Genomic DNA, 10,131 nt, shown 5'->3' on the forward strand with positions numbered 1-10,131 from the left:
CCCCGATGAACTTCGAACCGGACGCCGACTACCAGGGCATCACGGCCGAAGCCGCCAAGCTCGCCGCGCGCTTCGACGACGACTACTGGCTGCTTCACGACGAGAAGAAGCAGTTCCCCTGGGAGTTCTACAACGCCTTCGCCGAGGCCGGCTGGGTCGGCGTGCTCGTGCCCGAGAAGTACGGCGGGGCGGGGCTCGGAGTGACTCACGCGGGCGCGCTGTTGCGCGCCGTGGCGGGCAGCGCGGGCGCGATGAACGCGGCGTCGACCATGCACCTGTCGATCTTCGGCATGGGGCCGGTCATCCACCACGGCTCCGAGGCGATGAAGGAGAAGTATCTCCCGCCCACGGCGACCGGGAAGCTGCACGTCTCGTTCGGAGTCACCGAGGACGACGCCGGCACCGACACCTCGCGCATCCGCACGTTCGCGCGCCGCGACGGCGAAGGCTGGGTCGTGAACGGCAAGAAGGTCTGGAACACCAAGGCCCAGCAGGCGCAGAAGATCCTGTTGCTGGCGCGCACCACGCCCCGCGAGGAGTGCGCGCGGCGGCTCGACGGCATGACGCTGTTCCTCGCGGACCTCGACCCCAAGCACGTCGAGATCCGCGAGATCCCCAAGCTCGGCCGCAATGCCGTGAACTCGAACGAGGTGTTCATCCACGACCTGCCCGTGTCGAACGCCGACGTGGTGGGCGAGGTCGGGCGCGGCTTCTACTGCCTGCTCGACGGCATCAACCCGGAGCGGATCGTGATCTCCGCCGAGGCGGTCGGCATCGGCTTCCGGGCGCTCGAGCGGGCGGTGGCCTACGCGCGCGAGCGCATCGTGTTCGATCGGCCGATCGGCCAGAACCAGGCGATCGCCCACCCGCTCGCCGACTCGTACAGCGAGCTCGTGGCGGCGGAGCTCTTGTGGCAGAAGGCCGCGTGGACCTACGACCGGGGCGAGCCGGCCGGCCCGCTCGCCAACATGGCGAAGGTCCGCTGCGCGGACGCCTCCTTCCGGGCCTGCGACCGGGCGCTGCAGACGCTGGGCGGCTTCGGCTACGCGCGGGAATTCCACGTCGAGCGCTACTGGCGCGAGGCCCGGCTGATGCGGCTGGCGCCGATCTCCCAGGAGATGGCGCTGAACTTCGTGGCGGAGCACGTGCTGGACCTGCCTCGCTCGTATTGAAGGAGCCGCAGCCGAAGGTTGCAGGCGCGCTTGCCGCCCCCCGCGCGCTTGACCCCTTCCGGACCGCGCCAGTACCCTCCGCGCCGTCCGTTGCGGCCTGCTGGGGGCGCGCCGCCTTCTCCTCCGTGCGTTCGCGCCCTCGAGAAAGGGACCGGACCGAAGTGACTTCCCTCCCCGAAGACCGCCGGGTGGCGCTGCGCGCCGGCCGGGCCGCCGCCGTGCTGGCGGGGGCCGCCTGGCTCTTGATCGTGATCGGCGCGCTCGTGCGCGCGCACGGGGCGGGTCTCTCGTGCCCGGACTGGCCGCTGTGTCACGGACGGCTCGTGCCCGATTTCGACGCGCGCATCGCGCTCGAGTGGGGTCACCGGCTGTTCGCGGGGACCTTGGGCTTCGGCGTGGCCGGCGTGGCGCTCGCGCTCTTGCGCCGGCGCGCGCTGCGGGCGCGCTTCGCGCGCTCGCTCGCGGCGATCTTCGCGCTGCTCGGCACGCAGATCGTGCTGGGCGGACTCACCGTGCTGCTCGGGCTCGCGCCCTGGACGGTGACTGCGCACCTCGTGACCGGGAATCTGTTTGCGCTCGCGCTCGCCTGGCTGGCGCGCGACCTGCTCGACGCCGCGCGCGAGACGCCGCGCCCGCGCGCGAGTCTCTCGCCCTCGAGCGCGCGGCTGGTCTGGCTGACCGGCGCGCTCGTGGCGCTGCAGGTCGTGCTGGGCGGGCTCGTGTCGAGTCACTATGCGGGCCTGGCGTGCGCGACCTTCCCGCTGTGCAACGGCGACTCGCTCGCGCCCACGCTCAGCGGCCCGGTCGGGCTGCACGTGCTGCACCGCACGAACGCCTACGCGCTGGCCGCGGCCTACCTGGCGCTGGCCTGGCGCACGCCGGGGCTGGCGCGCGAGGGCGTGGCCCTGGTGTTCACGCAGATCATCGTGGGCGCGGCGAACGTGCTCCTGCGGCTGCCGGTCGAGGTGACCGCGCTCCACTCGGCGTTGGCGGCCGGGATCGTGCTCACCACCGGCCTGCTCGCGCGCGACGCGCTGCACGCGCGGGTCGCCCCCAAGGGAGCCGGCGCTGCGGAGCGCGGGCTGGTGGGAGCGGCGCGATGAACGCGTATCTCGCGCTGACCAAGCCCCGCCTGCTGCCGCTCGTCTTGTTCTCGGGCCTGCCCGCGCTGGTGCTGGCCGAAGGTCACTGGCCGTCGCTCGGGCTCGCGGCCTGGACGCTCCTCGGCACGGCGCTGGCGGCGGGCGCGGCGAACGCGCTCAACAGCTATCTCGAGCGCGACCTCGACGCGCGCATGCTGCGCACGCGCACGCGGCCGCTGCCGGCGGGCGTGCTGCGGCCCGAGCGCGCGCTCGCGCTCGGCTTGGTTCTGTCGGTGCTCGGCACCGGCGTGTTGTGGCTCGCGGCGGGCCCCGCGCCCGCGGGCATCGCGCTGGCCGCGATCCTCTTCTACGTGTTCGTGTACACGCTGTGGCTCAAGCCGCGCACGCCGTTCGCGGTGGTCGCGGGCGGTGTCTCGGGCGCGATCGCGCCGCTCATCGCCGACGCCGCCGCCGACGGCCGGATCTCGCTCGCCGGCTGGATCCTGTTCGCCATCATCTTCCTGTGGCAGCCGCCGCACTTCTACGCGATCGCCATGAACCACCGCGCCGACTACCAGCGCGCGGGCTTCCCGATGCTGTTCGACCGCATCGGCGACCGGGCGACCTGCCAGCGCAGCCTGCTCTGGATCCTGTCACTCCTGCCTGTGACTCTCGCGCCCGTGTGGCTGGGCATGCTCGGCTGGGGCTACGGCGCAGTGACTCTGGGGCTCTGGGCCTGGTTCTTCGCGGCGGCCGTCGGGCTGCTGCGCCGGCAGGACGCGCCAGCGGCGAAGAAGACCTTCCGCGTGTCGCTCGTGTATCTCATGGGCACGTTCCTGGCGATGCTCGTCGACCTCGCGCTGCGGAGCGCCGCATGAGTCGCGTCTGGTCCGTCCTCGTGCTGGCGGCGCTCGTCGCTGCGTGCGGGGGCGGGGAGAAGAAGAGCGAGCCCGCGGCGCCGCCCTCCACGTCGCTCGAGACCGGCACGCCGGCCACGCCCACCGCGCCGCCGCCGGCCGCGCCGGTGCCCTCGGGCAACCTGCGCGGCGACGCCGAAGCCGGTAAGGCCCTGTACGCGCAGTACTGCGCCACCTGTCACGGTGCGGGCGGCAAGGGCGACGGTCCGGTCGCGGCCACGCTCAACCCCAAGCCCGCGAATCACACCGACCACGTGTTCATGGCGGGACTCAGCGACCAGCACCTCTACCAGGTGATCTCGAAGGGCGGCGCCTCGGTCGGAAAGTCGCCGATGATGGCGCCCTGGGGCGGGGTGATCAACGATCAGGGCATCAAGGACCTGATCGCCTTCCTGCGCCAGCTCTCCAACACCTGAGGGGGTCATGGCGCGCAGGCGATTCGCGGCGCTCCTCCTGGTCGTGACCGCCGGCCTGGCTGGCTGCCTGCCGATCCCGCACACGGTGCGGGTCACGGGACGAGTGAGTGGCACGGTGACTCGCAACGAGAAGCCCGTGGCCGGCGCGCGCGTGATGGTGGCGGCCGATCCGTCGTGCATTGCGCCGGTACGTGAAGCGGTCACGAAGGAGGACGGCGCCTTCGACCTCGCACCCTTCCACAAGTGGGTGCCGATCATCGACCTGGCCTATGGAGGTGAGTCCAACCTCCCGGAATCCGTCTGCGTCGAGACACCCGAAGAGGGCCGGCGCGCCGGCTATTCGCGCGGCGGCAGCACCACGCCCGAGGACATCGTGTTGCGCTGCGAGCTCACGGTGCCGCCCAAGGGTAAGAGCGGCTGCATCGTGGTCTCGGGGCAGTGACCGTGCGCAGCCGCTGAAAGCCCCGCCCGAGAGCGTATGATGGCGCCGGATGGTGACTCGCCGCGCGGTATCGAAGAGGGCGCATCCACCTCGCCCGTCGCCCGCCGAGCTCTACGCGCAGGGCAAGAGCCTGCGCGACAAGTGCGCGCGCGGCGCGCACGCGCACTGGAAGCCCGGCTCGCGGCGGGCGAGCCCGCTCGACCTGCAGCGGCTCTCGAACGCGGGCCGGATCGAGAGCCTCGTGCCGATCCGCAACGGCCGGATGCTCAAGAGCCCGTTCTCGTTCTATCGCGGCGCTGCGCTCAACATGGCGCTCGACCTGGCGCGCTCGCCGCGCACGGGACTGCGCGTGCAGGCCTGCGGCGACGCGCACCTCTTGAACTTCGGGGGCTTCGCCACGCCGGAGCGGCGCGTGATCTTCGACATCAACGACCTGGACGAGACACTTCCCGCGCCTTGGGAGTGGGACGTCAAGCGCCTGGCCGCGAGCTTCGTGCTGGCCAGCCGCAGCAACGGCTTCACCGACCGCCGCGCGCGCGAGGCGGTGCGCGCCTGTGTCCGCTCCTATCGCGAGCGCATGCTCGAGTACGGCGAGATGCGCTCACTCGACGTCTGGTACTCGCGCATCGACCTCAGGGACGTGATCGTCGACCTCGACGACAGCGAAGCGCGCCGGCGCATCGAGAAGAGACTGGCCGAAGCGCGTGCGCGCGACGTCGTCGAGCACGACTTCCCGAAGCTCGCCGCCATGCGCGGCCAGCGGCCGGTGATTCGCGACAACCCGCCCCTGGTCTACCACCCGCAGGGCGCAGAGGAGCTGCTGGGCCGCGCGCACGCCGCCTTCCACGCCTACCGCGACTCGCTACAGGACGATCGCCGCGTGCTGCTCGACCGCTACGAGCTCGCCGACATCGCCGTGAAGGTGGTCGGCGTCGGCAGCGTGGGCACGCTGTGCGCGGTGTTGCTCATGATGGCGCGCAAGGACGACCCTCTGTTCCTGCAGGTGAAGGAGGCGCGCGCATCGGTGCTGGAGCGCGCGGCCGGAAAGAGCCGCTACGAGAATCACGGCCAGCGCGTGGTGTGCGGCTACCGGCTGATGCAAGCGGCGAGTGACATCTTCCTGGGCTGGACGGTGGGCATGGAAGGCCGGCACTTCTACGTGCGACAGCTGCGCGACGCGAAGATCAGCCCGTACGTCGAGCTGTTCACCCCGGTCACGCTCGTCCAGTACGCGAACCTGTGCGGCTGGGCGCTGGCGCACGCGCACGCGCGCTCTGGCGAGCCGGCGGCGATCGCGGGCTACCTGGGGCACAAGGACCAGTTCGACCGCGCGATCGCGAAGTTCGCGATCGCCTATGCGGACCAGACCGAGCGCGACCACGAAGAGCTGCGCAAGGCCGCGCAGGCGGGGCTGCTCGACGTGGAGATCGAGGGAGAGTGAGTCGTGGGCTTCGTGCTGTACCACTCGTTCTATTCCACCTGCAGCCAGAAGGTGCGCATCGCGCTGGCCGAGAAGGCCGTCGACTGGCAGTCGCGTGTGATCGACTTCGCGCGCCAGGAGCAGCTCGCGCCGGAGTATCTCGAGCTCAATCCCAACGGCGTGGTGCCCACGCTCGTGCACGACGGCCAGCCGGTCGTCGACTCGTCGTGCATCCTCGAGTATCTCGACGAGGTGGTGCCCGAGCCTGCGCTCTCGCCGCCCACGGCGCTGGGCCGCGCGCGCATGCGCGCCTGGCTGCGCTACTTCGAGGAAGTGCCGACCGCGGCCGTGCGCGTGCCGTCGTTCCAAACCACCTTCCTGCCCATCCTGCGCAAGCTGCAGAGCGCCGCCCAATTCGACGCCGCCGGCGAGCAGCGCCCGATCCGCAAGGGCTTCTACCGCAAGATGAACTCGGGCCGCGGCTTCTCGCAGGAGGAGCTCGACAGCTCGCGCGAGCAGCTCGAGCAGACCGTCGCGCGCATCGACGCCGCGCTCGAGCGCGGCCCCTGGCTGCTCGGCGAGCAGTTCACGCTGGCCGAGTGCTGCGTCGCGCCGCTCGTCGACCGCATGGACGACCTCGGCATGCAGTCACTCTGGTCGGCCCGCCCGCGCTTCGCCGACTGGCTCGCGCGCCTGCGCGCACGCCCGTCCTTCACGAAGGCCTTCGAGCTCGGGTCGCGCCTGTCGGAGCGACCCGAGTTCGCGAGCGTCCTGCCGAGCCGAACGTAGCCGGTTTAGCCGATCAGGAAGGCCGGTCCGCGGCCGCCCGCGGCCGGCCGTGCAAGCGCCGAAGGCGCGCGCAGTGAGCCGCGAGCGAACGTAGCCGATCAGGAAGGCCGGTCCGCGGCCGCCCGCGGCCGGCCGTGCAAGCGCCGCAGGCGCGCGCAGTGAGCCGCAGGCGAACGTAGTCAATTAGGACAGCTCGGCTGCCGAGTAGCCCAGGATGTCGCGGGCGATGATCAGCCGCTGGATCTGGCCCGTGCCCTCGTAGATGTCGGTGATGCGGCAGTCGCGGAACCACTTCTCGAGCAGGTGGTCGCACGAGATGCCGGCCGAGCCGAGCAGCGCGAGACAGCGCTGGGTCGCGGTGCGCGCGATCTCGCCGCCCTTGGCCTTGGAGATCGACGCCTCCAGGTTGTTCGGCTTGGCCTCGCCCGAGAGCCAGACCGCGTGCAGCACGTCGAGCATGGCGGCCTCGATGTCGGCCTCGATCTCGACGAGCTCCTGCTGCGCGGCCGAGCGGCCGTGCACGCCGGCGTTCCAGTCGACCTCCACGCCTTCCGCGGCCAGCGCGTCGCGCGTGAAGTCGAGCGCGGCCTGCGCGATGCCCAGGCCGATCGCGGCCACGGCGGGGCGAGTCATGTTGAAGGTCTTCATGACGCCCTTGAAGCCGCCGGCGCCCTCCTTGGGGATCGACTCGTCGCCGCCCAGCAGGTGGTCGCGCGGGATGCGGCAGCTCGAGAACACGTAGGCCGCGGTGTCGTCGGCCCGGATGCCGAGCTTCTTCTCCTTGTGAGTCACCTCGAAGCCCGGCGTGCCCTTCATGACAATGAAGCTCTTGATGCCGGCGCGGCCCGCGGCCTTATCGATCGTGGCCCACACCACCACGCCCTCGGCGCGGCAGCCCGTGGTCACGAAGATCTTCTCGCCGTTCAGCACCCACTCGTTGGTGTTCTTGTCCAGCACCGCCGAGGTCTGCACCGCCTTCGAGTCACTGCCGCAGCCCGGCTCGGTGATCGCCATGGCCAGCGTCTTCGAGCCCCAGCGCTGGTTCTGCTCGGGCGTGCCCGACGCGCGCAGCGCCGCATTGCCCAGGCCCCCGGTGCCGCGCCGCATGCGCACGGTGTAGTCGCCCCAGGTCTGGCCCGCGGTGACCAGCATGCTCATCACGCCCATCGACGAGTCGAGCTCGTCGCGCTTGGCCAGCAGCGCGAACGGGTTCTTGAAGTCCTTGGCCTCCTGGAGCGTGTCGGGGGCGAACTCCTCCTCGTGGTCGTCGTAGTAGCGGGCGTACTTGCGGCACACGAGCGCCTCTTCGCGCACGGCCGCCAGGACTTTCTCGTCTTTCTCGGAGAGGGTGAAGTCGATCATGGCTTTGTAACTCCCTGGCTCAGACGGCGCCGACGCTCTCGAGGACCGTGAGCGCGCGCGCGTTGCGGTACCACATCTCCACCGGGTACTCGCGGATGTAACCGTGACCGCCGAACACCTGGAGGCCGTTGTCGGCGATCTTCATGACTTCGCGGTTCGCGTAGCAAAGCGCGAGCGTCGCGGCGCGGCTCGCGTCCTTGCCGTGCTCGAGCAGGCTCGCGGCCTTCCACACCAGGTGGCGCAGCGAGCTCACCTCGATCTGCATCTCGGCCAGCATGAAGGCGATGGTCTGCTTCTGCGCGATCGGCTGGCCGAACGCGACGCGCTCCTTGGCGTAGGGCAGGGCGAGCTCGTACACGCCGCGCGCCAGGCCGAGTGACAGCGCCGCGCTCGCGGTGCGCAGCATGGCGAGCAGACGCGCGCCGTCGATGCCGCGGTCGCCGCCGAGCCGCGCCGAGGCCGGCACCTCGACCCGCTCGAGCTCGAGCGAGTAGCGCGGGAGACACTGGAAGCCGAGCGTGCGCTCCGGCTCCGCCGAGACCGTGAGGCCCTTGGCGCCGCGCGGCACGATGAAGGCCTCGAGCCCGGCTACGCCGTCGCGCGCGCCGCGCGCCACGACCAAGAGGTGACTCGCGTTCGCGGCCATCGGCACCAGGCGCTTCTTGCCCGAGAGCGAGAATCCCGAGCCCTTGGCCTCGGCCACGGTGCGCAGGTTGGTCACGTCGAAGCTGAAGGTCGGCTCGAGGATTGCGAGCGAGGCCGCGTGGAAGTCGGACTTGGTGAACAGCGGCAGGAGCTCCGCCTTCTGCTCGTCGGTGCCGAAGTCGAGCAGCGGCTGCACGAACAGACCCGGAGTCATGGCGGCGGCGGCCAGCGGCACGTCGCCCCAGGCCAGCTCTTCGAGTACGAGGGCGTTCGTCACGGGTGACCGGCCGATGCCACCTCCGCCGTACGACTCGGGAATGCCGCCCGCCACGAGCCCGAGCTCCCAGCTCTTCTGCAGCACGTCGTCGGGCAGGGCGCGTTTCTCGTCGCACTCACGCGCGCGCTCGCGCAGCTCGGTCTGCGCGAACTCGTGCACCGTCTGCTGGATGAGCTCCTGCTCCTCCGTGGGCCCGAATGAGATCATTTCGCGTCTCCTCGTTCTTTTCTCTTCGGCGAATAAGGCTGGTGGAAGTACCAGGCGATCGAGCCGCCCCGGCCGTCCTTCTGGAGCTTCCCCTCGGCGACCGCCTCGCGGTCGTCCATGAGTCCAATGGCCAACAGCGTCCAGTCACGCGCGTCGGCCGTGTACCGCACGTCGGCGCGCTCGGCGAAGCCCTCGCGCACCCGGCAGTCACCGTCGTCGATGTCGATCACCCAGACACCGCCGCCCTTGCCTGTGAGTCGCAGCTCGTAGGTGATGCGCACGCCCGCCGTGCGCTCGTCGCGCAGCAGGAAGGGCAGGGCCTCGACCACCGAGGCGGCCGTGGTCTCCTTGAACGGTCCGGCCGCGCGCATGATGTGCCGCACCCACCAGAGCGCGATCTCGCGCACCGCGGGCTCGAGCGTGCGGCCCAGGTCGGTGAGCCCGTACAGCGAGCGCCCACCCGCCGGCACCGTCTCGACCAGCCGGTTCGCGACCATCTGGCGCAAGCGCGCCGACAGGATGCGCGGCGCGATGCCCGTGCGGCTGCGCAGCTCCTGGAAGCCCCGCGGCCGGCCCAGGAGGTGCCGTACGAGCACCAGCGTCCAGCGGTCCCCGATCAGGTCGAGGCTGCGGTGGACGGGATCGAAAACGGGACCGCCTTCGGCGAGCCCATCCGCGGCCACGCGCAGCCCGGCCTCGCGGCGCGGCCGTACCCGTCGGGATCGTGGAGGGGTGGTCGGAGGCATAGCTCGCAGGAGAACATGACAGAACCGCAATCAGTATTCAAGGGGTACTATTCTGTGCGGGTGGCGGCTGGTAGATCTCGCGCAGGCCGGGCTCGTCCTCGCGCAGGAGCTTCAGGCACTCGGCCTTGGACTTGGCGAGGCGCGCTTCGTTCACCTTCTTCACGCTCGCGATCTTGGCGTGCAGCTCGGCCAGAGCGCTGTCGAGTGTCTCGTGGCCGCCCGCCTCGGCAGTGCCGTAGCAGATGGCCTTTGCCGGCCACTGGTCCAGGAACACGTCGAACACGTCCCTAGCGTTCGGGATCAATGCACGGCTCACCGCGAGTCCGAGCTCTTCCGACGACGCGCCGTCGGTACCTTGGTGGAGCGCTACGGCGGCGAGCAGCCAGTCGCGGTTGCCCGACGCGATGTGCTCCATCAGCGGACTCCAGGACTCGCTGTCGTAGAGCTCGTGCACGACGGGCGCGGCGCCTCGCGCCCCGATCTCGGCCAGAAGCGCTGCCGGACGGTCGGCCCACGCAACGGGGCCGGCGCCGAGAGTCACGAACAGAAGCCACAGCCCGCTCTTGCGCACGACCCGTGGACGGATAGCGCATCGGATAAGATGGGCCGCACGAACCACGCTTGGAGAATTCGACATGCGCATCGGACTGATGCTG

The 10,131-nt window shown here is 70.8% G+C and carries 11 protein-coding genes; 7 read left to right on the forward strand and 4 right to left on the reverse strand.

Annotated features, from left to right (window positions below; all coding sequences use genetic code 11):
- Positions 1 to 5 precede the first annotated feature (5 nt).
- The 7 genes from VMR86_16115 (at position 6) to VMR86_16145 (ending at position 6,238) form a co-directional block, all read left to right on the forward strand.
- Entirely contained in the window at positions 6 to 1,172 is a 1,167-nt protein-coding gene (locus VMR86_16115) for an acyl-CoA dehydrogenase family protein (GenBank protein HTO08574.1), read from the forward strand.
- 161 nt (positions 1,173 to 1,333) lie between these two features.
- Positions 1,334 to 2,275, forward strand: coding sequence for a COX15/CtaA family protein (locus tag VMR86_16120; protein ID HTO08575.1), 942 nt, complete (start codon positions 1,334 to 1,336; stop codon positions 2,273 to 2,275).
- Positions 2,272 to 3,132 (forward strand): heme o synthase, encoded by an 861-nt coding sequence (locus VMR86_16125; GenBank protein HTO08576.1) that lies wholly within the window; start codon positions 2,272 to 2,274, stop codon positions 3,130 to 3,132. Before VMR86_16120 ends, VMR86_16125 begins: the two co-directional genes overlap by 4 nt.
- Positions 3,129 to 3,587 (forward strand): cytochrome c, encoded by a 459-nt coding sequence (locus tag VMR86_16130; protein ID HTO08577.1) that lies wholly within the window; start codon positions 3,129 to 3,131, stop codon positions 3,585 to 3,587. Before VMR86_16125 ends, VMR86_16130 begins: the two co-directional genes overlap by 4 nt.
- A 7-nt stretch (positions 3,588 to 3,594) precedes the next feature.
- A complete protein-coding gene (locus VMR86_16135) occupies positions 3,595 to 4,029 on the forward strand; it encodes a hypothetical protein (GenBank protein ID HTO08578.1) in 435 nt (144 codons plus the stop codon).
- Between the two features lie 49 nt (positions 4,030 to 4,078).
- On the forward strand, positions 4,079 to 5,470 hold the full coding sequence (locus tag VMR86_16140; protein ID HTO08579.1) for a DUF2252 domain-containing protein: 1,392 nt from the start codon (positions 4,079 to 4,081) through the stop codon (positions 5,468 to 5,470).
- Between the two features lie 3 nt (positions 5,471 to 5,473).
- Positions 5,474 to 6,238: a glutathione S-transferase family protein gene (locus VMR86_16145; GenBank protein ID HTO08580.1), complete on the forward strand. Its 765-nt coding sequence runs from the start codon at positions 5,474 to 5,476 to the stop codon at positions 6,236 to 6,238.
- Between the two features lie 183 nt (positions 6,239 to 6,421).
- Here VMR86_16145 and VMR86_16150 read toward each other — a convergent pair whose 3' ends face one another.
- From VMR86_16150 to VMR86_16165, 4 genes are all read right to left on the reverse strand, one after another.
- Positions 6,422 to 7,600 (reverse strand): acyl-CoA dehydrogenase family protein, encoded by a 1,179-nt coding sequence (locus VMR86_16150; protein HTO08581.1) that lies wholly within the window; start codon positions 7,598 to 7,600, stop codon positions 6,422 to 6,424.
- Positions 7,601 to 7,619: 19 nt separating this feature from the next.
- The gene (locus tag VMR86_16155; protein HTO08582.1) at positions 7,620 to 8,729 is read right to left on the reverse strand and encodes an acyl-CoA dehydrogenase family protein; all 1,110 of its coding nucleotides are present in this window, start codon (positions 8,727 to 8,729) and stop codon (positions 7,620 to 7,622) included.
- Positions 8,726 to 9,412: a winged helix-turn-helix transcriptional regulator gene (locus VMR86_16160; protein ID HTO08583.1), complete on the reverse strand. Its 687-nt coding sequence runs from the start codon at positions 9,410 to 9,412 to the stop codon at positions 8,726 to 8,728. Before VMR86_16160 ends, VMR86_16155 begins: the two co-directional genes overlap by 4 nt.
- 100 nt (positions 9,413 to 9,512) lie before the next feature.
- On the reverse strand, positions 9,513 to 10,131 hold a 619-nt coding region (locus VMR86_16165; protein HTO08584.1), incomplete at its 5' end, for a hypothetical protein.

The sequence above is a fragment of the Myxococcota bacterium genome, from assembly GCA_035498015.1.
Taxonomy (GTDB): domain Bacteria; phylum Myxococcota_A; class UBA9160; order SZUA-336; family SZUA-336; genus VGRW01.

Bases quoted from the DNA above. Each gene is read 5' to 3' on its own strand.
- VMR86_16135 (HTO08578.1), top strand. From the start codon at position 3,595: ATGGCGCGCAGGCGATTCGCGGCGCTCCTCCTGGTCGTGACCGCCGGC.
- VMR86_16150 (HTO08581.1), bottom strand. From the start codon at position 7,600: ATGATCGACTTCACCCTCTCCGAGAAAGACGAGAAAGTCCTGGCGGCC.
- VMR86_16130 (HTO08577.1), top strand. From the start codon at position 3,129: ATGAGTCGCGTCTGGTCCGTCCTCGTGCTGGCGGCGCTCGTCGCTGCG.
- VMR86_16155 (HTO08582.1), bottom strand. From the start codon at position 8,729: ATGATCTCATTCGGGCCCACGGAGGAGCAGGAGCTCATCCAGCAGACG.
- VMR86_16125 (HTO08576.1), top strand. From the start codon at position 2,272: ATGAACGCGTATCTCGCGCTGACCAAGCCCCGCCTGCTGCCGCTCGTC.
- VMR86_16115 (HTO08574.1), top strand. From the start codon at position 6: ATGAACTTCGAACCGGACGCCGACTACCAGGGCATCACGGCCGAAGCC.
- VMR86_16140 (HTO08579.1), top strand. From the start codon at position 4,079: ATGGTGACTCGCCGCGCGGTATCGAAGAGGGCGCATCCACCTCGCCCG.